This is a genomic window from Microcoleus sp. C2D2, assembly GCF_036702495.1.
Lineage (GTDB): Bacteria > Cyanobacteriota > Cyanobacteriia > Cyanobacteriales > Microcoleaceae > Microcoleus.
This window is the reverse complement of sequence record NZ_JAUBTO010000049.1, coordinates 24,295-50,309: the sequence shown is the minus strand read 5'-3', so window position 1 is coordinate 50,309 and position 26,015 is coordinate 24,295. Positions and strand designations below refer to the sequence as shown.

Below are 26,015 nucleotides of genomic sequence, written 5' to 3'. Positions count from 1 at the left end.
AAAGGTTTCATCCTATTTTACCTTTTTTTGTCTACCCCCTTGACAATTTGCACTTTTTCTTAACTTGTCACAAATGGTTGACGGTTGACGGGCATAATATCTTTTGGCGTTGCTGATTTACGGTATGAAAGGCTAAATATGCCAGTCATAGAAACCAGTATCCACAAAGCTTCTGGATGTTAAACTTATTTTTTTCATACCCTGATTAAGCAACGCCTATCTTTTAACTGGCAAATTCAGTTGGAAATTCGCCAAACGGAGAGGTGCTGCTCTTGAGGCTTACCTACCACTCTGTCGCGATCGATCGCTCTCAACGATCGATCGCGCTACAGTAGCAACTAACTGGGTCGGATCGATCGGCTTGGCTAAATGTTTGTCAAATCCTGCTTGCAAAACTTGGCGCTCGTTCGCTTCTCCAGCATAGGCCGTTAAGGCGATCGCCAACAACTGCCGATACTCAGGCGCAAGCTGAGTGCGGATGCGATTTATCAACATATATCCGTCCATCTGGGGCATTCCGATGTCGCTGACGAGCAAATCCGGTGCAGTTTGTTCGATCGACTCTAGCGCCTCAGCAGCAGATGACAGGGAAATCACCTCTGCACCCGCTTCCTCAAGCACGAAAGCGACAAAATCTCGCGAGTCGAGTTCATCATCTACCACCAAAATTCTCAATCCAGCTAGCGGCAAGGATGAGAGATCGGGACTAGCAGCCCCATGACGTTCTTCCTCCTCCTGCCTTCTAGAATCATCATTTAATAGCGGTAATCTCACCGTAAACGTCGCTCCTTGACCCTCTCCGGCGCTTTCTGCAAACACCGTTCCCCCGTGAAGTTCGATCAGTTGGCGGACGATCGCCAATCCCAAACCCAAGCCGCCAAATTTGCGAGTTGTGGCGCCATCTTCTTGTCGGAAATGGTCAAAAACATAAGGCAAGAAATCCGGAAGAATGCCTTTACCAGTGTCTGTGACTTGAATTTGAGCTTGGCGTTCGATTTGCCCTAATCGAACTTCAACTCTACCGCCTTCGGGCGTGAATTTCACCGCGTTTGACAGCAAATTCCAGACAATTTGCTGCAAGCGACTTGTATCGCCGACAACTTGCCCGACATCGTGACTTAAAATTGTTTGAATTTGAATTTTTTTTGCTTGGGCTGCTAATTGCACGGTTTCCACGGCAGACGGAATAATGGTTGCCAGATTCACCGGAGCCACATTCAATCTGAGTTTCCCTTGCAGAATCCGAGACACGTCAAGCAAGTCTTCGATTAATTGAGATTGCAGTCTGGCGTTGCGCTCGATCGTCTCAAAAGCCTTGGCAGTTTGAGGCCTGTTCAGCTTGCCGCCGACGAGCAGTTGCGACCAGCCTAAAATCGGATTCAGGGGCGATCGCAACTCATGAGAAAGCACCGCCAGAAACTCGTCTTTAATGCGGTTAGCTCGCTCGGCTTCCGCGCGGGCAGCTTGTTCTAATTGAAGAACCATATCGCGCTCAGTTTCCACTTGTTTGCGCTCTGTAATGTCGATAACAGAGCCGATATAACCCTCAAATTGTCCGCTTTCGGAAAATCTGGGAGCAGCCGCATCTATCGCCCAAGAATATCCGCCATCCTGGCGCCGGAGGCGATATTCCACGCGGAAAGATTCCTGGCGTTCGTTGGCGGTCAAGAACACATTTTTGGCCTGTTCTCGGTCTTCTGGATGCGCCGCGTTTACCCAACCCAATCCCAAACCTGTTTCCTCAGTTTGACCTGTGAATTCATACCAGCTTTCGCTCAAGAAAGTGCAATAGCCTGTGGGGTCTGTTACCCATACCATAAAGGGAGCGTTGTTAGCCATATTGCGGAATCGTTCTTCGCTTTCTTGCATCGCTGCTTCGGCTTGTTTGCGTTCTGTGATATCCCGACAGACAATCACTCCGCCTTTGATTTCGCTGCTAACATCAACTACCGGATAACCGCTGATACTGATCCAGCGACCTGCGGAATCTTCGCGGCGGACAAATACCTCTACATCATTGACATATTCACCTTTGATTGCTCTGGCCAGAGGTAGTTCAGCGTCGGGGAAGAAGGTTTTTTTGTCTGCCGTAAATAGTCCGTAGGTGCTCGACCATTCCTCACAAGATTTTTCATTCGATAGCTGACCGAATATCCCTACGGCGGCTCGGTTAAACAACACAAACTCCCCTTGTTGGTTTGCCAAAATTAAACCATCACCAATGCTGTCAATGATGACTTGCAGTAACTTAGTTTGTTCTTGCATGGCGACTTCTGCTCGTTTGCGATTTGTGATGTCGCTGGAGATGCCAATCAAGCCGATAACTTCTCCCGCCTCATTGCGGTAGGGAGCTTTCATTACCAGAAATGTCCGAAGGCCATCGTGAGATTCTTCGAGGGCTTCTGTTTGGCCGGATTCCATAATGCGCCGATCGTTTTCCGTGACTGTGACTCCAAGTTCTGCTACTGGGTATAAATCGCGATCGCGACCACCAATTACTTCAGAAGCAGGTTTGCCCATTATTTCCAGCGTGGCTGGATTTGCATAAATAATCCGTCCTTCTCGATCTTTGACAAAAATTGGCGTGGGCGCTGACTCGTTAATCACGTTCAAAATCGCATTCTTTTGCCGCAGTTCTTCTTCAGTGCGTTTGCGATCGCTAATATCGCTCCAATAAGCCGTAAGTCCTTCGGCCGCAGGATAGGCGCTCACTTCTACATACATCTGGAGCGAGGGCAAAAACTCTTCAAATTTCACAGAAACTTGCTCGTTAACGACTCGATGAAATTCTTGATATGCCCTTGAATTTGATTCTTTCTCGGCGGGGAATAGCTCCCAGATCGATCGACCTAACAAGTCGGCTCTCGATCGAGAAAGCAGTTTTTCTGCTGTGGCATTAACGTAGGTATAGCGCCATTGTGAATCGAGCGCCATAAAGGCATCGGTAATACTTTCTATAATATTGCTGACTTGCTGGGAGGCTGCTTGCACCGCGAGTTCAGCGTTTTTGCGCTCGGTGATGATTTCGCAAAAAATCATGATGCCGCCAATCTCATTGGTGTTGGTTCGCCAAGGATGGATTTCCCAGTGCACCCAGTCAACGCAGCCATCAGGGCGGGGAACCAGATCTTCTTGGCAGGTTTCAACTTCTCCCGCCAGACAGCGCTGGTGGATTTGTTTGAAACGATCGGGCAAATCCGGAAAGAGGTCGTAGTGCGATCGGCCCACAATGTTTTGAGTGCCGAGTCCGTAACTTGCCAGCCAGCGGTCGCTCACCAGCATATACCGCATCTGGCGGTCAAACATCGCCACCCCCGCAGGCGAATGTTTGACGAACAGCCGCAGTTGCTCTTCCTGTTGCCGCAGGAGATTCTCCGACTGTTTGCGATCGCTGATTTCTTTGAAAAGTAAGGCGACTTTTCGGCTCTGCGGCTCAGGAGTGCGGAACGCCAAAACCTCGAACCAGCGGTTCATGACTTCCGAGCCGTGCTCGAAGCGCAAGGACTCCCCCGTCAGCGCCACTTTGCCGTACATCTCAAACCAATAATCTTCGAGATCCGGAACGAGCTCGCGCGCCGTTTTACCCGCAGCTTGTTCGAGTCCGGTTTGTTTCAAGAAAGCCGGATTGACTTCCAAAAAGCGGTAATCGATCGGCTTTTCGTTGGCGTCAAACAGCATTTCGATGATGCAAAAGCCTTCGTCCAGGCAATCAAACAAAGTGCGATAGCGTTCCTGGGAGCGGTGCAAAGCAGCAAGAGCTTGTTTGCGCTCGCTAATATCCATAAACGCTGCCACAGAGCCGCGAACTGCGCCCTGTTCGTCAAATAACGGCACCGCATTCACCAACCAATCAAAGGCTACCCCGTCCGATCGCACCATTTGAATTTCCACATCTCGCACTGCGACGCCGTTCGCCACCGCCAGTTGCATGGGCAGTTGTTCTCCCGGAATTTCCTGTCCGTTGCGGAACCGTCTAAACGGAAGGGCGGAGGCTTGCTCTCCGGTTCCTGAAACATTGGTATCGGGCGGGACTATCAACATCGACTGGGCAAATCGGTTAGCGCGAATTACTTTACACTGTGGGTCGTCCGCGATCGTAATGCCAACGGGTACAGCATCAAGTATCGATTGCAGTTCATTAACTCGTCGCTCTAGTTCCTGGTTGAGCCGTCGAATTTCTTTTTGGGTAGCTTTGCGATCGGTAATTTCATGCACCGTCACATTCACGCCCAACACGCGATCGTCCTCGGCCCTCAGCGGATAGAGACTCAACAGCCAATCCTGTTCGACTCCCGGCCGTGCTGAGTTCGTCCTGCGAACTTCGAGCTGTTTGAGTGGAACTTTAGTTTCAATAACTTGTCGGTAAAGCGGCTCTAAATCATCTGCCATTTCTGGCAAAATTTCGCGCACTGTTTTGCCGATGTGGGCGGCGGCTGGAACTCTGTTGATTTCTGCTAGCCGATCGTTGAGGCGGACAAAGCGCAACTCGGTATCGATAAAGCAAAGTCCGATCGGCGCACTAGCATAAATCGCCTCGATTTCTGCTAGTTGTTGCTGCACAGTTTGCGCTTGTTTAATAAAAATAGCCCTTGCCGCTTTCTCCTCGGTCACATCTTGAAAATAAACGGCAAGTCCCGATGGGATCGGATAGGCTCGTACCGCATACCAAGCATTGAGCGGCGGATAAAAAGATTCAAAACTAACTGTAACTTGGAAGGTGGCGGCGCGGCGATATTCCTGTTCAAACAAACTGCCCACTGATTCGGGAAACTCTTCCCAAACGCTGTTGCCAATCAAATCTTTCGAGGCTCGATTCAGCCACCGCGCCGCTTGCGAATTGACGTAGGTAAATCGCCAGTCTCGATCCAAAGCAAAGAACCCGTCCGAAATACTTTCGAGGGTGTCTGACAGTTGTTGCGCGGGCGCGTTACAAACTGGTTCGGGCTTTTGTTGAGCGAGCTCCGTGAAGGTTGTTACTACCGCATAGGGAGCCGATCGATCTCCCTGAAATAAAGGTTGAGAATTAAGCGTCAACCACACCAATTCTCCCTGTGGCCGATCGAAGCCCATGATGACATTTGAGCATGGTTGCCCGGTTTGCAGCGCCACCATCGCCGGATGCGTCTCGCTGGGAAAATCCGAGCCATCTTCACGCACAGTCTGCAGCAGGCTATTTATTGAAGTGCAGCCCTGCATCTGTTGTGCTGTCATCCCCAACAGCTCCTGGGCGTGAGAATTGCACCCCTGAATGCTACCATCTGCTAATTGCAGAAGCATCCCTACATCTGTTGGCAAAGGCGCGCCTGGGTAGAGCGGTTTGTTAGAATCCGTTGAAACAGAGGGGTCGATTTTCGGTTGGAGTTCAGTATTGCGTGGGTTTTGCATCGGTTTCTAACAACGCTCATTTTACTGTTGGCAAAGCCAATCGCGCTCATCTATAATAGGGAAATAACCAGAGGAACTTTGGGTTTAATCAGGGTGACAATCTAACCTAAGAGGGATGTCGTTCCTGCTGGTGGAATGTCAAGGTCGGGAAAATTTATTTTATCGTAGAGCCCCACGTCTTAACCAGTTGCCAGATTCAGCACAGGCGACGGGCCAATTTCTGGCTGTTTCCAATGCGAGGTCAGTCAGTCTCATCAGTTTTCCGCGTTGCTGCATATTACCAACGGCTGTTGCTGGTTTTAGGGCGCGAACAGATGAAACTTGGGCACAGGTAAATAAGTGGTGGATGAAGCTTGAAAATACATCAGCCCTCTCTTGCAGCGAGTGAAACGAAGCAATCGCTCTTGTTACGCCCGCCTTACATTCTGTTACATTGTAAACTTGATTGGCGCCTGCCAACTTAAAAACCCCGTTTCTTTGTGTAAACCAGATCGTAAATTTAGGCAAGGTTATGTTCGTCTCAACGGTAAACGGGCGATCGTATTTACTCAATACAGGGTCGCCTGCTTCCTGCCGTGCCAGCGTTTTTGTCAAGTTTGACCGCGCGCCTTTTACCTTTGTTCATTTCACAAACTTAATCCTATGCACATATTCACAGCCGCCAATCGCAACTATATTCTGGGGTTAGCAGCACTTCTTAAGTCTATAGATCTCAATGTTAGTAAATCTGGACAGGAGCAGGTAAAAATTAGCATTGTATCTACCGGCATAGATCCACAGCAAAAGGAACAGTTACAGAATTGCTGCAAATACCACATTGAATGGCAAGAATTCCAATCTAATTACGACCAACTTCTTTCGCTGTCAGGTTCTAAACTTGCTTACGTTAAATTGCAGCCGGAAAAATATACCAAGGAAACAGGAAGGCTGATTTGGATCGACAGCGACGCGATCGTTCTGGGAAGTTTAGAGCCGCTGTGGAACCTCGATCTTCAAACAACGCCGATAGCAGCCGCACCCAACGTCTGGGGAAATCCGAACAATTCTCAAGATCGAAACCCTTATTTAAATAGTGGCGTTTTAGTTTACAACATGAAGCTTTGGGAGGAAGAGCAAGTGTCCGAAAAGTTGATGGAAAACGCTCGATTAAACATTTGGGCCGATCACGATCAGGGTGCATTAAATTCATTTTTAGCAGGAAGGTGGAAGCAATTAGAGCAAATATGGAACAACCACAATACAGAAGATATGTCAACTAAAGTGATGCACTTTATATCGAGACCGAAACCGTGGGAAAGCTCAGCCCCCAATCAATTATGGCTCGATATGTTGTCTCAGACACCGTTTAAGGACGACATGGAAAACAATCCCAATAAGTTTAAAAAGGTGTCGAGATTTCAGCTAAAATACAGAAAATTTGGTCAGTGGTTGACAGAACCGATACTCAAGTTTAAGAGTTACGTGAAGAAACAAAAACGTTAAGGTCAAAACCGGTCTTTCATGCCGCGCAATCGAGCGAAGGTTTGCACTGGATCGCGGGTGTTGGTGGCTGATTGGAGGTTGGGAAAATCCCAGCGCAAAAATGGGTTTGTGCTTTTTTCCAGGCCGATCGATGATGGTATTGTAGGTTGCGATCGACTTCGCGCTTCCTTGACCGAGTCCCAGCGCTGCAGCAGATCGGGATTGTCGCCATCTACGCTGATGGCAAATTGCAAGTTTTTCAGCGTGTATTCGTGGGCGCACCAAACTCTTGTATTGTCGGGCAAGTTTCGCAGTTGCCCGAGGGAGGCTAACATTTGGGCGGGAGTGCCTTCAAATAGTCTGCCGCAGCCTCCAGCAAATAAAGTGTCGCCGCAGAACAATTCGCCGGTTTCCCCTGGGTTGCTGGGGGGGAAATAGTAGGCGATGTGAGCTTTTGTGTGGCCGGGTACGAAGAAGATTTCGGCGCTTCTGCCAGCAAATTCAACGCGCGAGCCCGCTTGTAAAAACACTTGCTGTCCGGGTATTCTGCCTCGGTCTTCTGCGCCGCCGTAAACTTTAATTTCGGGAAAGCGATCGATCAGTTGCTGGTTGCCGCCTACGTGGTCGCTGTGGTGGTGCGTGTTGAAAATTGCTGTTAATTCGGCGCCGAGCGATCGCAGTTGCTGCAAGACCGGCTCTGCTTGCGCTGGATCGACGACGGCTGCCGTGCGGCGATCGGGGTCGTGCAGCAAGAAAATGTAATTGTCCGACAGTACCGGAAGCCGATAAACCTGCATAGAAAACTGCCTCTCTCGGAAAAATATTATATAATTAAATTACTCTGAACCCTATCCAAAGACTGAATCCCGAATTATCAAGTCCACACATCTATCTTTGGAAGTAAAACTCTGATACGTTATTTCTGCTGTTGAGCAAATTGATTTGCAGTCGGGTGCGCATCATTTTTGGGTCAAGAACGGCAATCCCGTTTAACTATTGTGACATAAATGCGAACATCTCACAACAAATCGAACTTAACAATTTCTCAAATGGTCGATCGAATTGTAACGTCTGGCAAGATCACTCGCCGGGAAAATTTAGTTTTGACTTCTGCTCTTCTCTCAGATGATAAAATTTCAGAAGAGGATCGGCATCAAATCAATCGGATATTTGATTATATCCAAATTGGTCGCCTCAAGTTTATCGATTGAACAGAAAGACTTGCTCCCTCAGCATCTGTCTGGAGTATAAAAAGCGTTTTTTAGGAGTGCGAGCGTCCCGTCGGGCACAGCAAAGCCTATATATTGCGCTTGAATTCTCCGGCTCGCGCCGAGTGTGAAAGCCTCAGATGTGGAAGTCTCAAATTAACAAGGCTTTTGGCAATCCCAGCTACAAAAACAGGCAGAAGAAAATGAGTGCAGACAAACCAACTATTTTGGTGACGGGCGGAGCAGGATATATTGGCTCTCACGCGGTATTAGCCCTGAAAAACGCCGGTTACGGTGTGGTGATTTTGGATAATTTAGTTTACGGTCACCGAGATATAGTAGATCGGGCTTTGCAGGTCGAGTTGGTAGTTGGCGATACGAGCGATCGCACTCTTCTCGATAACGTATTTGCCAAGCACAAAATTGATGCGGTAATGCACTTTTCTGCATACGCTTACGTGGGCGAATCTGTTACCGACCCAGCTAAATATTACCGCAACAATGTCATCGGTACTATTACCCTTTTGGAAGCAATGATTGGTGCTGGGGTGAATAAATTGGTGTTTTCTTCTACTTGCGCGACTTACGGCGTACCGCAGAAAATCCCGCTGACAGAAGACCACCCACAAAACCCGATCAATCCCTACGGTGCTACTAAGTTAATGGTAGAACGGATTTTGTCGGATTTTGACGCCGCGTACAATTTCAAGTCTGTTTGTTTCCGCTATTTTAACGCGGCTGGGGCCGATCCGAACGGGTTGGTAGGAGAGGATCACAATCCAGAAACTCACCTGATCCCGCTGGTGTTGTTCGCTGCTTTGGGGAAACGAGATTCGATCGCGATTTTTGGCACGGATTACGATACTCCTGACGGTACTTGCATTCGGGATTACATTCACGTTAACGATTTGGCATCTGCTCACATTTTAGGATTAGAATATTTGCTAAATGGTGGCAAATCTGATTTCTTTAATTTGGGCAACGGCGGCGGGTTTTCGGTGAAAGAGGTGATAGAAGCGGCTCGCCAAGTGACGGGAAAAGAGATTAAGGCTGTTGAGCGCGAACGGCGTCCGGGAGACCCGCCTTCTTTGGTTGGCAGCAGCGAGAAAGCCATCAAAACCTTGGGTTGGTCTCCAGAATATCCCGACATTAAGAACATTATCTCCCATGCTTGGCAGTGGCACCAAAAACGCCACAGCTCTTAGTATGTAGGGTGGGCATTGCGCACCTTACTATTACAGCAAAGTTTGATTGAATTCTTGTGGGGCGGGCGTCCCCCCCGCCCCAAAAATACAATATGCTAATAATATCTGCTAAATCGGGACAACTCGGCAACCGACTGCTGCTTTTTGCTAATTTCATTGCTTGCGCGATCGAGCATAATTTGACTGTTCTCAATCCTGCTTTTGACGAATATGCAGAATTCTTTGTGGGAACCGCTGGGGATTTTTTGTGTTGTTATCCTCCTCCCTATTTTACCGCAGCAGGTAACAATTTTGTCAGAAGTAAATATTATAATTTTATTAAGTATTTAAGCAACAAAAAAATATTAAAAACGCAAGAAATAACCCGAAAAGAACCTTTTAGTTGGCTCAAATATCAGGATATCGAACAAATCAAGCACGGTTCAATTGTTTGTTTTCAAGGCTGGCTGTTTCGAGATGGCTGGTTTGTAGAAGATGTCCCCAAGTTACACAAGTACGCCGACCCGATTAGAGCCTACTTTGAACCATTAGAGCGATATAGAATCAATGTAGATCGTTTGATATTGGATTTAAAAAATAACTCCGATCTGGTCGTCGGAATTCACATCCGCCAAGGGGATTATGCTCAGCATCAAAAGGGGAGATACTTTTACACAACTGAGCAATATTTAGAAGTCATGAATTCTGTGGTAAGGCTATTTGAAGGAAAAAAAATCAAGTTTTTGATTTGTTCTAATATTCCGCAAAATCAGAGTTTATTTGATAATTTTAACTGTGGATTTGGCAGCGGTCATTTAATTGAAGATATGTATGCTCTGGCTGAGTGCGACTATGTTGTCGGGCCGCCTAGCAGTTATACTATGTGGGCTTCTTTTTATGGAGATAAACCTCTTTATACGCTCCGCAATGTCAATAAAACAATTAACCTGAAAGATTTTGTACATTTTTATGAATGGCAAGGAATTTATCACAGTCGAGATGACTGGAGTGAGAGCTTTTGGGAGTGGACACACTGAGGTCAATAAGTAAATCAATAAGTAAATTAATGAATTCAAAGAAATTAGCAGTTAAGGGATTTATCACTATTTTAACTGGTCTTTACTCTTTCCAGGATTGCGTTCATTTTCTGGCGTCTGTCAGGAAGTTTCACCGCGAACCAATTATTATTTTAATAGATAGAGTACCTCTAATTTTATATCCTTTACTTCAGGTGTTCGGAAATGTCATATTGAAACCTGCACCTTCTCGCGAAAATCCTGTTTTAGCGTCGCGGCTAGCTAAGCTGGCTTTGTACCGGGAATCTCTGTTTGAGAAAACTATTTATATGGATTGTGATATTTGTTTGCTGTCGCCAATAGATGAGGTTTTTGATTTTCTTGACGGGGTGGATTTGTTGGTGACGGAAGATGTGCAGCCTGCGATTGCTAAAGCGGCAAATTTATTAAGAGTCAAGCAGGATATTCTGTCAACTTTGCAGTCTGTCGGGTTGCCGCTAAATGAAAATAGCATTCAATACAATGGCGGATTTATCGCTTTTACCAAAAGCAGTAAAACTCAGGAATTGTTCACAAACTTTAAGAAATATTTCGAGATGGTAGTAGCACATCAAAATGTGCTACTCTTAAAAGACCAGGGTGCTTTTGCCGCGGCTGTTGAATCGGTGAAACCGAAAATGACAACTTTGTCCCCGGTTTACAACTACTTGGATAAGTGGAAGGAAAGTTATGCGATCGACAAACCGATTAAAGTAATGCACTGCACTTATCCTTACCGCCCTCAGTACGCCAAGAACGTGACGCGATCGCTCTTTACTAGAATAGTCGATCGGACGGCAAAAATATTTTTACCAAATCAACTTAACAATCCTTGGCGTTTAAAATAATTAAAGTTGGTTGGCTAACTCCATCAAAAACAACAAAACTCAGGCAACAATACAAAAAAAATTAGCCTCAACATCTCCAAAAATTTACCTATCATAAGTATTGCTGGCTTGAATAACAGTCCTGGGTGCATCACTGGTTGGTTTTTACCAAAATACTTCGTTGCTGACCTTTCCCCTGGTTAAAAACCCCGTTTCTTTGCTCAGGCGCAACTCCTGCTCGCCTTCACAAAAGCTCGGTTAAGCAGAAAAATCAAACAAATGTTTTCAACAAAATCCTCAGTGAAAGTTTCATTAGTAGTGAGCGATTTGTCAGGAGGAGGTGCAATTCGTGCTTTTCTCTTAGCTCAAGTCCTGATCGAGCTTAAATGTGATGTAGAAGTTGTTGGATTCCAGTTTGGCAAGGACTTGTATGCTATTCCTCCCAGAGACATCCCGGTATGTGCGATACCAGCTCAAAATTATCCGGGGTTTTTGATGGATGCTCAAAAACTTTGGAAAAAAATAGATGGGGATATTATTTATGCAGTCAAACCGAAACCTACAAGCTTGGGTTTATCGCTGCTAAAAAAACTGGCGAGTCGCCACTCTATAATTTTAGATATAGACGACTGGGAACTGAGCTGGTACGGTGGAGATGAATGGCAATACCGTCCCTCTTTCAAACAACTTTATCGAGATATTTTTAAACACAACGGTCAATTGAGAGAACCAGATCATCCCCTCTATCTCAAGTGGATGGAAAGTCTAATCCACCGTGCTGATGCAGTCACCGTTGATACTGAGTTTTTAAAACAGCGTTTTGGTGGTGTATATATGCCTAATGGCAAGGATACTGCAATGTTTGACCCTGCTAAATACAATCCTGAATTGAGCAGACAGCGTTACGGCTTGTCCGGCTATAGAATCTTAATGTTTCCCGGTGCGCCGCGACCTCACAAAGGTGTTGAGGATGTTTTGATGGCCCTCGAACAGTTAAATGAACCCGATTTAAAATTAGCGATCGTTGGCGGAAGCCCTTATGATGATTATGATGATAAACTTGTGAAACAATGGGGGCGTTGGATTGTTAAACTGCCAAGATTTCCAGTCGAGATGATGCCGTCGGTTGTAGCGGCCGCTCACGTTGTAGTTGTTCCTCAGCGAGAAACTCTCACAGCCGTGGCTCAGTTTCCGCTCAAGCTGACAGATGGTATGGCAATGGCTAAGCCTGTTTTGTCTACGCGAGTGGGGGATATTCCAGCAATTTTAGGGGGAACTGGTTATTTAGTCGATCCGAGTTCTCCCGCTCAAATTTCACAAAAAATTCAATGGATATTTCAAAATTTGACTGCCGCGAATTTGCAAGGAATGAAAGCTCGGGAAAGATGTGTGAAAAAATATAGCATTCAAGCAATGGCACCACTCCTCTCAGATATAATTGCAGGTATGTCAAGGTAATTTTCAATCGACTCAATGGAGGAAGAAAAACTGGCTGTCATTAAAGAATATTTTGATATGTCGTATTGTTTAGCTGGGAATGCTGTATGTCTGCCAATAAGCTACTCCTAAAATATGCCAGACGATATCCCGGCAGAATTATCTTAACTGTGATGCTGGGCTTTTCTGGGGCTTTATTTAACGGTATCAGCACTACTCTAATTGTACCAGTGCTTTTAAGTTTTTTAGAGGAAGCTATCGAGCTGCGCGGCGCTCCACCTCTAATTAAAACTTTGATGCATCCCTTTGAGGGAATGCCCGAAAATCAGCGTTTAATGTTGATGACAGGAACGATTGTGCTGGCAATTTTTTTGAAAAATGTTACCAGTTATATCAATACTTTAGTAGCTACTTCTCTGACGCGCTCTCTGACTTCGGATTTGCGAGAAGCAGGTGTGCGGTTGTTGTTAAAAGTAGATTTAGAGTTTTACTCTCAAACTAAAGTCGGGGACTTAATTAATATATTGGGCGGAGAGATTGGTCGGACTGCTAGTGCAGTCAGCACGGCGATCGCAATGTTTACTACCTCAATGACTGTTTTTGTGTTTGTGGGTCTGCTGCTTTCTATCTCGTGGAAACTGACGGTGACAGCTACAGTTTTGCTGGCGTTAGTTGCTTGGGCAAATCAATATATTATTAACCGTTCCAAGCATTTTGGCTCCCAGCTTTCTGCAATGTCGAAAGATTATTCGGTTAGGGTGCTGGAAACCCTTACTGGGATTCGGCTGGTCAAGTCAACGGGGAACGAGAAAAGAGAGTATCAACGGCTCAAGCATTTAATTCAAAAGCGAGAAGAAGCGGATTTTCATGCTCAGGTAAATTATGCGGCGATCGGCCCAATTAACGAAGTTGTTAATTTAATAGTTATAATTTTGATTATATTTATAGGTCGCACAATATTTGCAAATGAGATAGAGTCTATATCTACAATTTTATTAACCTATTTATTGGTACTTATTAGGTTAATTCCTTTAATTTCTCAGTTGAATAGCGGGCGCAGTCAATTTGCTAGTACATCGGCTAGTGTAGAGGTGGTTAATAAATTTTTGAGGCGCAAGAAGAAGCCCTTTATGCGGAACGGTTCTGTGCCGTACACTCCTTTGCAATCGGGAATTCATTTTAATAAAATATCTTTTAGTTATCCTAACAACGAAAAATTTTTTCTTAAAGAAGTTGATTTATTTCTACCTCGCGGCACTACTTTGGCTTTGGTAGGAGCTTCGGGTTCTGGCAAGTCAACTTTGGCAGATTTACTGCCGAGATTTTACGATCCTACTGAAGGTCAGATCTCGATCGATGGTACGGATTTGCGCAAATTTGAGCTGAAAAGTCTGAGAAGAGCGATGGGTATTGTTAGCCAAGATACGTTTTTGTTTAATGCTTCAGTGCGCGAAAATATTGCTTACGCTAAGCCCCTAGCGACTGAGGAAGAAATTGTGGAAGCGGCGAAGGGAGCGAATGCTTACGAGTTTATCAAACGGTTGCCGGACAGGTGGGATACTCAAATTGGCGATCGGGGCAAGATATTATCGGGAGGGCAGCGTCAGAGAATTTCAATTGCTAGAGCTTTGCTGCAAAACCCGGAAATCTTAATTTTAGATGAAGCAACCAGTTCGCTGGATACGGTTTCGGAAAAATACGTGCAAGCGGCGATCGAGAAATTGAGCTGCGATCGCACAACCTTGGTCATCGCCCATCGCCTCTCCACAGTCCAAAAAGCCAACAAAATCGCCGTGATCAAGGAAGGACAAGTAGTAGAAATGGGTTCCCACAAAGAATTGCTAGCAAAAGGAGGTGAGTACACTAAATTGTATTCAGTGCAATTTGCCGAAGACACCGCTCGCGATGAAGCTCTAATTAGAGGTTCTTACGAAATTCGCACTAGCCTGAATTTCATGATAAATTTCCTCACAGTGCTAGTAGATGAAATGGGAGACCCTTCTGAAGAAAGAGACGAGTTAATCAGTAAATCATATGAATCTGCTGCTAATATTGTCAAGACTTTAGAATCTATAGAATATATTATTAAGCGTCAGGCTGTTAAAAAGTAGTCAGAAGGAAGAAGGAAGAAGGAAGTTCGGCAACGAGCAATGTACGGGATGTAACGGATGTAACGGATGTAACGGATGTAACGGATGTCAGGAAGAAGGAAGAAGGAAGAAGGAAGAAGGAACAAAGAAGTTAGGAGGAAGGAGTCATAAGTCATATCATGTCCGGTTGATTCAGCCTTCCAGGCTCTGCCTCCCATTACCAATTACCAATTACCAATTACGATGTCTAAATATTATGTATTTTTTACCAGAAATATTTTGCCGCAACCCAATGTAGCGAGTTTAGTTCAAGTTGCGCACTCTGCCAATGCCGCAGCAAATCTCGGTTATCCAGCAGTTTTGGTATACCTCCGCAAAGGCTGGAGTGCTTTGAATCCGGTTGATTTGCTTTTTCCTTTTCAACCGAGGAAACCCGATGACAAACTTGCCAAAATTTACAATATTCAGGAAAAATTAAAAGTAGCAGATTTGCCGATGCCTTGGCCGATAGACCTTTGGGATAACAAGTGGACGAGTGCGAGTACCATAGTATCAAAATACTATTTACCGATTCACCTGCTTAAATCGACTCAAATTGTCCATAGCCGGGACTGGAACTTTGTCAAAGCAGCAGTTAAAAACGGAATTCCCGCTATCTACGAACAGCACCACCATGAAAACAAGCAATTTGAATCAGAAATTGTCCGCAATCCTCTGTTTCAGATTTCCGTAACTGTTGCCGATACAGTGCGAGACAGCATGATTTTGAATGGGATGCTGCCGGAAAAAGTAATTACGCTGCACAACGGTTTTAACCATTTGTTTCTTGCGAGACAAACAGAAGCTGCCCAGAATTGGCGACAGCAATTATTAGAAGATGACAGACAGCATTTAGCAGTTTATGCAGGCGGACTTTACCCGTTTAAAGGTGTCGATATGCTAGTGGATGTGGCCCGGGAGTTGCCGCGAGTTCAATTTGCGATCGCCGGCGGTGATTCATCCCAAGTAACAGCCTACCAGCAGTTAGCCAAATCCAAGCAAGTTAACAACATTAAATTTCTCGGCTACCTGCCTCAAAATCAACTGGCTAGCTTGCTGCAAGCAGCCGATGTTTTGACTCACCCGCACTGTTTGACAGAGGCCGCGACGTTCACATCTCCTTTAAAATTCTTTGATTACATGGCATCGGGAACTCCGATTGTAGCGACGGAGATTGCATCTTTAATGGAATTTAAATCGGGAAATATAGCAGCAACTTGGTGCGAACCGGATAACCCGCAGCATTTCGCGCAAAGCATTCGAGATTGTTTAACCAAATATCCCAGGAAAAGCGAAGGTTATGCAGAAACCTTGAATTTTGTCAAGCAATTTTCCTGGGAAAATAGGATACAGAAAATTATGGGTTATGTAGATGAAGGCGTGCGATCGCAAATCATTCATTAATCCTCATCCGATAATTTGAAAATCCGTAGGGGCGGGTTTTACCAACAATCATCGCCTAAAATTAATAATCTCATAAACCCGCCCCGCCCACACGCAAAAACCAGATTTATTAGATATGAACCCAAAAATCATCGGCACAATCACCACCTACCCAGGCATGAACCAAAGCGACTGGCTGTGGCAACAAACCCCCCAAAACTTCGGCAAATGGGGAAACATTCAAATGCTCGCCAACCACCCAGAACCAGACTTTTTACTCATGTATCAATTCGACTTTCCCCAACCGCCTAAAAAGCAATCGTGGCTCGATACAATACGTCGCTACAGGCATCAAAACCAAGAAAACGACATTCAAGAAAAATTGCGCGGTGTCCCCAAGGAACGCATAATTTACCTGCTCCGGGAGCCACCATTACCAGAAGTTATTGAAATTACCAAAGCCAACTACGAACAAGCCAAACTTTATTGCGGTTACGTTTCCGGACCCGACGATTTCGCACCCAAACCAGATTATATGCCCGCGATTTGGTATCACTCTAACTCGTTTAGAGAACTCGATGAAATGCCTGGGCCGCCGAAAACTAAATCCTGTTCTTGGATTACTTCAGGTGTTAGCCGCACCGCCAATCACCGCCACAGATTAGACTTTATCAAATTGCTGCGATCGCAAGAATTGGATTTTGACCTTTACGGGCGAAACTTGCCAACTTGGGCGCGCGGTAACGGCACTGTAAACAATAAATGGCACGCCGTGGCACCATACTATTACAACTTAGCTATTGAAAATTATGCCGAAAACGATTGGTATGTCAGCGAGAAGCTTTGGGATGCTTTGTTAGCTTGGTGTTTGCCAATTTATTACGGCGGTTCGGCGGCCGATAAGTTGTTGCCGGCGGGGAGTTTTCTGCGGCTGCCCAGTCTGGATGAGAAAGGAGTAGAATTTATTAAAGAGGTTGTGGCTACTGCGGATTATTGGCATGAAGCGAGGGAGAAAATTGCCGAAGCCAGACAAATCATTCTCCATGAATTAAACTTGCTCAATTGGCTGTCTAACTTTGTATCTTAGGAAATAGCGCAATGACAGAAAACCCAAATCAACCCAGAGAATACGATGCCGTCAAGGGCGGTGAATCTCAAGTGCCATTCGCTGCGGCTGTTTTAGGCGGGATTCCTGGTGTTAAGAGTCGTTTGGCTTCACCGATTCTTGAGGTAAAAATTGCTGCACTGTCTGAAGCGCTGAAATATGGAGACGCAGGTTTAGATTTAATAATTGGGGTACTGCAAGATGAATCAATGGCGGTGAAGTTTGCAGCCTATTCGCTGTTGAAGGATAGAGATGAACTAAATATAAAAGAGCAGTTACACAAATTATTGCCTATTTTTGAATTTGATGTGATAACGGTTGATGTTGAAGGAAAAGAAAACAGTCGCCGCCGTCATTCTGCTCGCTTCTTCTCAGAAGAATTAGGAAACGGAGTTATGTTGGAAATGGTTTATATTCCCGGTGGCACTTTTATGATGGGTTCGCCAGAAACAGAAGAAGGTAGATACCGTGATAATGAAAGTCCGCAGCATCAAGTAACAATACCCGCTTTTTTTGCAGGCAAATATCCCGTCACCCAAGCACAGTGGCAAGCAGTAATGGGAAACAACCCATCGAAGTTAAAAGGTGAAAAACGTCCTGTAGAACAAGTATCGTGGCAAGATGCCATCGAATTCTGTGACAAACTATCGCAAACAACCGGGAAAAAATATCGTCTCCTGAGTGAGGCAGAATGGGAATACGCCTGTCGCGCTGGTACAACAACTCCATTTTATTTTGGGGAAACTATTACCCCGGAATTAGCCAACTATGACGGAAGGTTGCCCTACGCAAACGGCCCGACAGGAGTTCGGCGTCCAAAAACAACAGATGTCGGGATTTTTCCTCCCAATGCCTTTGGATTGTATGATATGCACGGCAATGTTTTCGAGTGGTGCAGCGATAGGTGGCACCCAAACTATAACGGCGCACCAACTGACGGAAGTTCCTGGGAAACTGGCACAGGTAAGGGCCGAGTGCAGCGTGGCGGTGCCTGGTACTACAATGCGGTTCTTTGCCGCAGTGCCAGTCGCAACTGTTATTCGGAGGGCAACTGCCCCGGGAAAATCGGTTTTCGTGTAGCGATCTCGTCGGTTTCTCCCTCGTATTAGTTTTTCCCGATCGCCGTTCTCTACCATTTTACTAAATGATTCGGCGGTGGAAACCGCAGCTACACAAACAAAGTCCGCCTTCGCGAGACTATAGATATGAATGGAATTTGCACGCTAGCCAACGATACAGTTTGCGACCAATTAATTGCCTTGCTCAACAGTATTGAAGTTATCTTAGGCTCAAATACTCCTGTCTGTATTTATCCTTTCGACGAGCAAATACAGCAAATCAAAGCTGCAATTGTTAACCGTCCCAACGTGTTTATTTATGAAGATAGCGCCTCGATTCAGCGATGGGACAAATTCATGCAAGCAGCAAGTCCTCAAAGTATAAACCGTAAGTACAGAATTTATGGTGGACATCGGCGTTTTTGTGCCTTTGACAACCCCTTTGATTATTTTGTCTATATGGATGCTGATACATTATTAATGAATTCACTAGACGGGGTTTTTCAAAAGTTGAATGATTATGATTGTGTCGTCTACGATTTTCAATTTTATCATCCAGATAAAGTTTATAATATTCAATCAGAAAAACTCTTTAATGTTTTTGAACAGCAGCAACTTAAATCAGAAATATTTTGTTCGGGATTTTACGGTTCAAAGCGAGGTTTGTTTGACCAGGAAAAAATAGAGTGGTTATTGTCTAAGCTCAAGGAAGGAGAATCGGAAATTCTTTACAAAACCGGCGATCAACCTGTTTTAAACTATATGTTTATGCGGTCTGGGATTCCGATTTATAATTTTGCTTATCATTTGCCAGATAGCGAAAAAACCGGGTCATCGGTGACTTCAAAACATTTTGAAGAACGAGATAAAATTCTCTACGATAAGGGTAATAGACTTACCTATATTCATTATATTGGCATTCCTCCAAGTATTACTAAAGCATTGTGCCTCGGCGAAAATATTGAGTTTCCCTATCGCGATTTGTTCCTGCATTACCGCTATCTCCGCGAACCGGAAAAGCGGCCGGTTTTTCGGGAACCGCCAAAGTCTTATACTGAGGTTTCTGGGCCGAATTTGTTAACCAGGGTATTGAGAAGGTTGAGGATAAATGTATGAGTCGCGGTATTTATATTGTTGCGAATGATAAAGTGCTCGAAAGTGCGATCGCCCTTTTAAACAGCATACGTCTGTACAATTGTCAAGTACCAATTTTTCTGATTCCCTTCGACGACAATTATCAGCAAGTGGCAGCCGCACTCAGCAGTCTCCACGGGGTGCGATTGTTCCCAAATCTGGAGTTTGTGGAACAGTTTACCAGAGAAATTGGCCAAACGTTCGATCGCAACTTTTTAGCCCTCCCCAACAAAATGCGAAAACTCGCCGCCTGGTTTGGCCCCCTTGACGAATTTCTGTACATCGATACCGATATCATCGTCTTTGAAGACCTCGCAGACAACTTAAACAAACTATCAGAAGTAGACTTTTTTTGCTGCGACTACCACCACCTCAGCGAAAAACTGCGAAATGTATTTTCACCCGCTGTAAAAGAACAGAATATCTTTACCGACTCACAGCTTCAAGATGTATTCAACAGCGGTTTTTGGGCCTCCCGAAAAGGAACTATTACAGAATCGCAAATGTATGAAATTTTGCGAGAATGTTCGCAGCATCGAGAATATTTTGACTTTACTCAAAATGTCACCGACCAACCTATACTAAATTATATCATTCTTAAGCTGATTCCCAAGCGCTGCAATCTTGTTAAAGATTCAGCAACCGAACCTGGAAGCTGGGCTGGTTCCAAGCATTTTCAAGAAATAGATTATGTTCTTTATGACAAAGGCAAAAGGTTAAAATATATTCACTGGGCTGGAATACCAATTAAATCTGGTAGTCCTTATTGGAAACTTTGGAAACATTATCGTTATCTCAATGAGGAAAAACCAAATTTATTGCCAAAAATATTTCGGGCTTTCAGTAGGTGAGGATAAAATCATATGTTGTATCATTATCAACAAGCTTTGAAGAACAGGCAAGATGCCTGTTCCACAATTCATAAATTTTGTTGTGTTTTTGACACCAAACAAGCTTTGAATAACAGGCAAGATGCCTGTTCCACAATTCATAAATCTTGTTGTGTTTTTGACACCAAACAAGCTTTGAATAACAGGCAAGATGCCTGTTCCACAATCAATAAATTTTATTTCTTGTGGTGTGGGCATCTTGCCCGCACCTAAAAAGCAATATATATGCGCTGGGTTACTTATTAACTAAAAAACTATGGCTGATGGCATTTATATACTAGCAAACGATGTTGTTTTCGACCACTTAGTCGCTTTATTGAACAGTCTCGAAGTAAATGGGGCAAAAGATATTCCAGTTTGCATCATTCCCTATGATGACAGAATGGAAAAAGTACGAGTAGAAATTGCAATTCGCCATAATGTCACCCTCTTTGAAAATAGCGACTCCATCGATTTTTGGGAAGACTTTGCGACTCAAGCTTGGACATCTCACCGCAAGGCTCAAAAAGTTTGGCAAGCTAAAGGTTGGCAACAAGTTCACTGTTTGGGAATGCACCGAAAATTTTGCTGTCTTGACGGCCATTTTGACAAATTTGTCTATTTTGACTGCGACACTTTGTTAATGGGTTCTCTAGATTACATCTATCAAAAACTTGATGAATTTGATTGGGTAGCAAACGATTTTCAATACAAATCAGACCTCAATTATGTATTTGATTTATCATCCCCAAAACTCGCCGAAATTTTCAATCTTGGCAAACTGCACTCTCATATTTTTTGTGCGGGTTGGTTTGCTGCAAAAAAAGGTATTTTAAATCGAAATAACTCTAACCAGCTTTTAGAAAAATTGATTTCAGGAGAAGCAGAAATTTTGTCTTTACGGGGAACTGACCAACCTTTATTTAACTATTTAGTCGCCCGCAGCGGCATCTCTTTTTATAACTTTGCTTATCATCAACCGGCAGAGGTAACGGGAAATCATTGGTCTTCTCAATTTGATGTGATAGATTATGTTCTATACGATAAAGGGCGGCGGCTGACTTACTTGCACTACATGAGTATTTCGGCTGCCAAAATTAATCAATTGTGTGCTGGTGAAGATGTGGAGATTCCCTACCGAAATGTATTTCTGCATTACCGTTATTTGAAGTCGCCGGAAAAATGCCCCCAACTCAAATCCCCAAGTTGGCTAGTGCGCGGATACAGAAATGCCAAAACCTTTGTCAGGCAAAAAAATATCAACTTTAGGTATAGATTGGCAAATACAGAAATGAATATTTTGCGAAAAGCTGGCCGAAAAATTCGCAGTTTACAACTCGAAAATAAAGTTTACCAACAGTATTACAAAATTATGATGGACTTGCGGACAAGCCTTCTCGGCGTTCGCTTAATTTCAATTCGGCGTCCGTCGGTCGCTAACAGAAGTAAAATATCTCTAGCTATTACCCACTTTAACCGTTCTAGTTTGGTTGTAGGTGCATTGTGCAATGCTTTGTATGACGATCGGATTGATGATATTATTATTTACGATGATGCTTCCTCCCCCGAAGAGTTTTCTAGGATGCAAGCAAATATAGCAAACTTGTCACCTAAAATTTCTATCCGCAGAGGTGAGCAAAATTTTGGTGCGTATAAAAGCAAAATTTTGGCTATTTCCCACTGCAAAAATGAGTGGGCAATTATTCTTGACTCTGACAATGCCTTGAGCGAAACTTATGTCGATAGACTTTACCACATAAGTGCATGGAATCCCAAGCTAATTTACTGTCCGACATCCGCCAATCCCTACTTTAATTTTAAATTATTTTCTGACACAGAAATTAATTTTGAAAAAGCACGAGAATTAATTCTAAATAATCCCCATCCTAAATTATTTCGCAATTTTATTAATGACGGCAACTACTTCGTCAATGTACAGAAATACCTGGATTGTGCCAAGGATAATCAAGATATTTGCGTGCAAGCTTCCGATGTCGCCGCTTTCAATTATTTGTGGTTAAAAAGTGGCGGCAGCTTGTATGCTGTGAGTAATTTAAGTTATTATCACCGGCAACATTCAGGCAGTTATTGGCTGAGTACAATGACGGATTCTAAAAAAGTTTTGAATAAAATTATCGAAGCCATTACTAATCACAAAAACTGCGATTTTTTCTAAAAAATAATGGTAGGAGCGCCGTATTTCGCTGGCAGATAAATATCAAAAGTTGGGTACTTCAAAAAGTTAACAATGTTCAATTTAAGTGGCGGAATTTCTGGGATAAATAGCATCTAACTATACAAAGACTTAATCCACTCCCATTCGCGCCTTAAACCTTCTTCTAAAGCAACCTGCGGCTGATAACCTAAGATTTTCTGGGCTTTAGACACATCCGCGCTAGTGTGCCGCGCGTCTCCCCTCGCAGCTTGGGTAAAATCTATCCGAATAGGTCGATCGACTATCCTCTGTATTGTATCAATAACTTCTCTCAAAACTACCCGACTTCCCCCACCAATATTAAAAACTTCCCCCGCAGCTTCCGGAACCTCAGCCGCCGCTAAATTCGCAGCAACGCAATCGCTGATAAACGTAAAATCCCGCGTTTGCAATCCGTCGCCGAAAATTGAAATCGCCTCGTCAAACAAAATCGACTTAAAAAACTTGTGAAAAGCCATATCGGGGCGCTGTCTCGGCCCGTAAACAGTAAAATAGCGCAGGGAAGTAGTCGGAACGCCAAAATTTTTGTAATAAAGTCCGCACAAACGTTCACCGGCTAACTTCGTAATTCCGTAGGGAGAAACTGGCTGCGGACAAGCGTTTTCATTCGTGGGGAAAGCTTCAGCATTTCCGTAAATTGAAGACGATGAGGCATACACAAACCTTTGTAAATTGGGCGCATCTTTTGCCGCTTCTAACAATACTTGGGTAGCGTTAATATTGCGTTCCGTATAACTGCGGAAACCGTCGCCCCAGCTTGCGCGGACTCCCGCTTGCGCCGCCTGGTGAAAAATTCCCTCTGCATCGGATAAAAGACCTCGCCAATTCAGAGATAAAATATCTCCCTCAATCAATTCAAAACCGGGATATTTTTCTAAATGTGCAGTGTTTTTTCGCTTCAATGCCGGATCGTAGTAATCGTTGAACTCGTCAACACCTATCACCGTGTCCCCTCTCTTTAAAAGAGTTTCTACTAGATTAGAGCCGATAAATCCTGCTGCACCCGTAACAATAAAAATACCCATTCGATTTTAGATTTTAAATTTTAGATTTTATACAGAAACTACTGCCACAAAAATTACTGCATAAGTTATGAGCCTCTTTTTTCTTTCCCTCTGCGTTCTCTGCGTTCTCTGCGGTTCAAAAAGCGTCAAATAGGATAATCATCTAGAACTATCAACCCCATTCCTGCTCAGAAAAGAGGGTTGACAGTTAACTTTCATTGTTCAAAAGAATCCAGATCCAGCGCTTGGGAACCTCCGCGTTCTAGCTCGATCAAAAGCTTGCCCAACTGAGTCCAAACTAGCCAACCTGTGAGTAGCGTCAGCGGCAAAGCTAGCGCATAACAAAGTAGTTTTGGGAAGCCAAAAATCTCCATCCCCGAAGCTAAAAATACACAAATTCCTCCGGCCATTCCCAGAAAAGGTATGACCAATTGCAGCCTTGGCAGGTTAGCCAAGGTGCGAGTAGAACGATTTTTAGACCACTGTTGTACGGCTTGTTTGAGAGTTGCTTCAAATGCTACGCCGGAGGCCATACCTGCTAGTAATCCCGCCGACATTAAAAAATAGGGAGGCTCTGGAAAATAATACACGAATAATTCCTTAATTTGGGTAATTGGAAGTTGGGAAATCATTAGTCATTAGTCATTAGTCATTAATCATTAGTCATTAGTCATCAGTCAAAAGACAGTTACTAATTACCAATTACCTTTCTTTACCACAGGGAAGTGCCGGATACGCGGATTTCAGAAAGCAGAGGCGAAAATTCTTTCCTTCTGACTCCTAACTACTAACTAATGACTAATGACTAATGACTAATGACTGATGACTGATGACTAATGACTGATGACAAAAATTAAAATCGAGTTAGCGTGGCTGCTCCTGCTGTGGAAAACTCAGCCAAAGCGCCTAGAGCAACGTTGAACAGGCGACCTGGTTGCAAGTCTTCCTTGACTAAGTTCCACAGGCTGCGAACTTCTTCGGTGTGAAGTCGATCGTCCTCAATCAAAGCTAAGATTAGCTGGCGTCTCAAAAACGACCCTTCCTCTGACAGCAAAAATTGCAAGCCTAGTTGGGCGGTGGGGAGCAAGTCGAAACTGCGATCGGACCTAGCGATCGCGATCATGTCCTCTAACCTGTTCCACTGGAATTTGCCATCCTTGAATAATACCTCAATCAGACGCCGCCGCAGTGCCGGAGATTCTCCGTTCAACAAACGCCGCGCTACATAAGGATACGCCACCTCGACTATCTTGAAATCGGGATTCAGGGTCAGGGCCAAACCTTCTTCTGTCACCAGAGAGCGAATAATTAAGGCAAATTTCGCCGGCACTCGGAAAGGATAATCGTACATCAACTCCGAAAACTGGTCTGTAATCGTCTTGAAGTTAAAATCTGACACCTTTTCGCCGACGATATCGCCGAGCACAGATTCCAGCGCCGGGACGATCGGCATAATATCTGTATCTGGAGTCAAAAAGCCAAGTTTGACAAAATCCTTGGCTAACTGTAAGTAATCTTTGTTGATCAAATGAACGACAGAATCAACCAAAGTTTCTTTAGTTGTTTCTTCCATTTGATCCATCATCCCAAAATCAATGTAAGCCATGCGGCCGTCCGCTAAGGCAAACAGATTTCCCGGATGGGGGTCAGCGTGAAAAAATCCGTGTTCCAGCAACTGCCGCAAACCGCTGCGGACTCCGACTTCAATTAAACTATCGGTATCCAAACCTGCGGCTTTAACACGTTCTATATCTGTCAGCTTGATGCCCTCAATCCATTCGAGTGTCAGAACGCATTTTGAAGTATAACGCCAGTAAATACTCGGAACTTTTACTGTCGGGTCGTCGGCAAAATTTGTAGCAAATTTCTCGGCATTCCGTCCTTCATTGATATAATCAATTTCCTCGAACAATTTGATACCGAATTCATCGACTATTAAACAGAGGTCGTGACCGAGATTCAGTGGCAACAATGGGCCCAACCATCCAGCCGCCCAGCGCATTAAATAAAGATCGAGGCTCAAGACTGGCAGCAGATTCGGTCGCTGAACCTTGACTGCTACTGCTTCCCCGGTGAGGAGGCGAGCTCGGTAGACTTGACCGAGACTTGCCGCGGCGACAGGTTCGGGGGAGATTTCGCTGTAAGTTGCGCTAATTTTGCGATCGAGTTCCGCTTCTATAATCTCGAAAGCTCGCGCGGAGTCAAAGGGCGGCAATTGATCCTGAAGTTTGATCAATTCTTCGAGAAAGTCTTTGCGGATCAAATCCGGTCTGGTGGAGAGGGCTTGACCGACTTTAATGAAAGTGGGGCCCAAGCGAGTGAGTATTTGTCGCAGGTGGGCGGCCCGTTCCGGCTGGTGTGCTGCGGCGGAGTGCTGCCAACTGTCCCACAGCATCCCCAGCACGAAGCCCGCAAAAGACCAAATAACGGTAATTGCGCGCCAAATTGCTTTCCAAGGACGGTTGCGGTAATACTGAGCGATCGCTTGTGGATCGTAGCGTCTAGCCTGAGTGAATTGATACTGAGGCACTCGTTTATTTTCCTCTTATCTTTAGAAAATT

At 44.6% G+C, this 26,015-nt stretch carries 19 protein-coding genes; 12 read left to right on the top strand and 7 right to left on the bottom strand.

Annotated elements, in window-relative coordinates; translation table 11 throughout:
• Nucleotides 1-279: 279 nt before the first annotated feature.
• Both QUB61_RS17285 and QUB61_RS17280 read right to left on the bottom strand, forming a co-directional pair.
• A complete protein-coding gene (locus QUB61_RS17285) occupies nucleotides 280-5,385 on the bottom strand; it encodes a PAS domain-containing protein (protein ID WP_333130466.1) in 5,106 nt (1,701 codons plus the stop codon).
• A 159-nt stretch (nucleotides 5,386-5,544) separates the two neighbouring features.
• A complete protein-coding gene (locus tag QUB61_RS17280) occupies nucleotides 5,545-5,979 on the bottom strand; it encodes a hypothetical protein (protein WP_333130468.1) in 435 nt (144 codons plus the stop codon).
• Between the two features lie 48 nt (nucleotides 5,980-6,027).
• On the opposite strand from QUB61_RS17280, the gene QUB61_RS17275 reads away from it, so the two are divergent.
• Complete coding sequence (locus tag QUB61_RS17275) at nucleotides 6,028-6,867, top strand: glycosyltransferase (protein WP_333130470.1); 840 nt, start codon at nucleotides 6,028-6,030, stop codon at nucleotides 6,865-6,867.
• Nucleotides 6,868-6,869: 2 nt separating this feature from the next.
• Here the strand turns inward: QUB61_RS17275 and gloB are convergent, their stop codons facing one another.
• Nucleotides 6,870-7,643 (bottom strand): hydroxyacylglutathione hydrolase, encoded by a 774-nt coding sequence (gloB, locus tag QUB61_RS17270; RefSeq protein WP_333130472.1) that lies wholly within the window; start codon nucleotides 7,641-7,643, stop codon nucleotides 6,870-6,872.
• 614 nt (nucleotides 7,644-8,257) lie between these two features.
• Between gloB and galE the strand changes: the two genes are divergently transcribed.
• The 10 genes from galE (at nucleotide 8,258) to QUB61_RS17220 (ending at nucleotide 20,217) form a co-directional block, all read left to right on the top strand.
• Nucleotides 8,258-9,259, top strand: coding sequence for a UDP-glucose 4-epimerase GalE (galE, locus tag QUB61_RS17265; protein ID WP_333130541.1), 1,002 nt, complete (start codon nucleotides 8,258-8,260; stop codon nucleotides 9,257-9,259).
• A 92-nt stretch (nucleotides 9,260-9,351) separates the two neighbouring features.
• On the top strand, nucleotides 9,352-10,275 hold the full coding sequence (locus tag QUB61_RS17260; protein WP_333130474.1) for an alpha-1,2-fucosyltransferase: 924 nt from the start codon (nucleotides 9,352-9,354) through the stop codon (nucleotides 10,273-10,275).
• Between the two features lie 29 nt (nucleotides 10,276-10,304).
• On the top strand, nucleotides 10,305-11,141 hold the full coding sequence (locus QUB61_RS17255; RefSeq protein WP_333130476.1) for a hypothetical protein: 837 nt from the start codon (nucleotides 10,305-10,307) through the stop codon (nucleotides 11,139-11,141).
• 279 nt (nucleotides 11,142-11,420) lie between these two features.
• Nucleotides 11,421-12,578: a glycosyltransferase family 4 protein gene (locus QUB61_RS17250; RefSeq protein WP_333312610.1), complete on the top strand. Its 1,158-nt coding sequence runs from the start codon at nucleotides 11,421-11,423 to the stop codon at nucleotides 12,576-12,578.
• Nucleotides 12,579-12,664: 86 nt separating this feature from the next.
• Nucleotides 12,665-14,668: an ABC transporter ATP-binding protein gene (locus tag QUB61_RS17245; RefSeq protein ID WP_333130480.1), complete on the top strand. Its 2,004-nt coding sequence runs from the start codon at nucleotides 12,665-12,667 to the stop codon at nucleotides 14,666-14,668.
• Between the two features lie 222 nt (nucleotides 14,669-14,890).
• Nucleotides 14,891-16,090, top strand: a complete 1,200-nt coding sequence (locus QUB61_RS17240) for a glycosyltransferase family 4 protein (RefSeq protein WP_333130482.1) — start codon at nucleotides 14,891-14,893, stop codon at nucleotides 16,088-16,090.
• Nucleotides 16,091-16,205: 115 nt separating this feature from the next.
• Nucleotides 16,206-17,156 (top strand): glycosyltransferase family 10 domain-containing protein, encoded by a 951-nt coding sequence (locus tag QUB61_RS17235; protein ID WP_333130484.1) that lies wholly within the window; start codon nucleotides 16,206-16,208, stop codon nucleotides 17,154-17,156.
• A gap of 11 nt (nucleotides 17,157-17,167) precedes the next feature.
• Nucleotides 17,168-18,283 (top strand): formylglycine-generating enzyme family protein, encoded by a 1,116-nt coding sequence (locus tag QUB61_RS17230; protein ID WP_333130486.1) that lies wholly within the window; start codon nucleotides 17,168-17,170, stop codon nucleotides 18,281-18,283.
• A gap of 96 nt (nucleotides 18,284-18,379) precedes the next feature.
• Nucleotides 18,380-19,348 carry an Npun_R2821/Npun_R2822 family protein gene (locus QUB61_RS17225; protein WP_333130488.1) on the top strand — a complete coding sequence of 323 codons (969 nt, stop codon included), beginning with the start codon at nucleotides 18,380-18,382 and terminating at the stop codon, nucleotides 19,346-19,348.
• Nucleotides 19,345-20,217 carry an Npun_R2821/Npun_R2822 family protein gene (locus QUB61_RS17220; RefSeq protein WP_333130490.1) on the top strand — a complete coding sequence of 291 codons (873 nt, stop codon included), beginning with the start codon at nucleotides 19,345-19,347 and terminating at the stop codon, nucleotides 20,215-20,217. The genes QUB61_RS17225 and QUB61_RS17220 overlap by 4 nt, the downstream gene beginning before the upstream one ends.
• Here QUB61_RS17220 and QUB61_RS17215 read toward each other — a convergent pair.
• Nucleotides 20,182-20,454: a hypothetical protein gene (locus tag QUB61_RS17215; RefSeq protein WP_333130492.1), complete on the bottom strand. Its 273-nt coding sequence runs from the start codon at nucleotides 20,452-20,454 to the stop codon at nucleotides 20,182-20,184. The two genes, QUB61_RS17220 and QUB61_RS17215, sit on opposite strands and share 36 nt — an antisense overlap.
• Nucleotides 20,455-20,512: 58 nt before the next feature.
• Here QUB61_RS17215 and QUB61_RS17210 point away from each other — a divergent pair, with 58 nt between their 5' ends.
• Entirely contained in the window at nucleotides 20,513-22,411 is a 1,899-nt protein-coding gene (locus QUB61_RS17210) for an Npun_R2821/Npun_R2822 family protein (protein ID WP_333130494.1), read from the top strand.
• 113 nt (nucleotides 22,412-22,524) lie between these two features.
• On the opposite strand, the gene QUB61_RS17205 is transcribed toward QUB61_RS17210, so the two are convergent.
• From QUB61_RS17205 to QUB61_RS17195, 3 genes are all read right to left on the bottom strand, one after another.
• Nucleotides 22,525-23,475: an NAD-dependent epimerase/dehydratase family protein gene (locus QUB61_RS17205; RefSeq protein ID WP_333130496.1), complete on the bottom strand. Its 951-nt coding sequence runs from the start codon at nucleotides 23,473-23,475 to the stop codon at nucleotides 22,525-22,527.
• Between the two features lie 194 nt (nucleotides 23,476-23,669).
• The gene (locus tag QUB61_RS17200) at nucleotides 23,670-24,086 is read right to left on the bottom strand and encodes a hypothetical protein (protein WP_445300253.1); all 417 of its coding nucleotides are present in this window, start codon (nucleotides 24,084-24,086) and stop codon (nucleotides 23,670-23,672) included.
• Nucleotides 24,087-24,307: 221 nt separating this feature from the next.
• Nucleotides 24,308-25,984 (bottom strand): AarF/ABC1/UbiB kinase family protein, encoded by a 1,677-nt coding sequence (locus QUB61_RS17195; protein ID WP_333130498.1) that lies wholly within the window; start codon nucleotides 25,982-25,984, stop codon nucleotides 24,308-24,310.
• Nucleotides 25,985-26,015 lie beyond the last annotated feature (31 nt).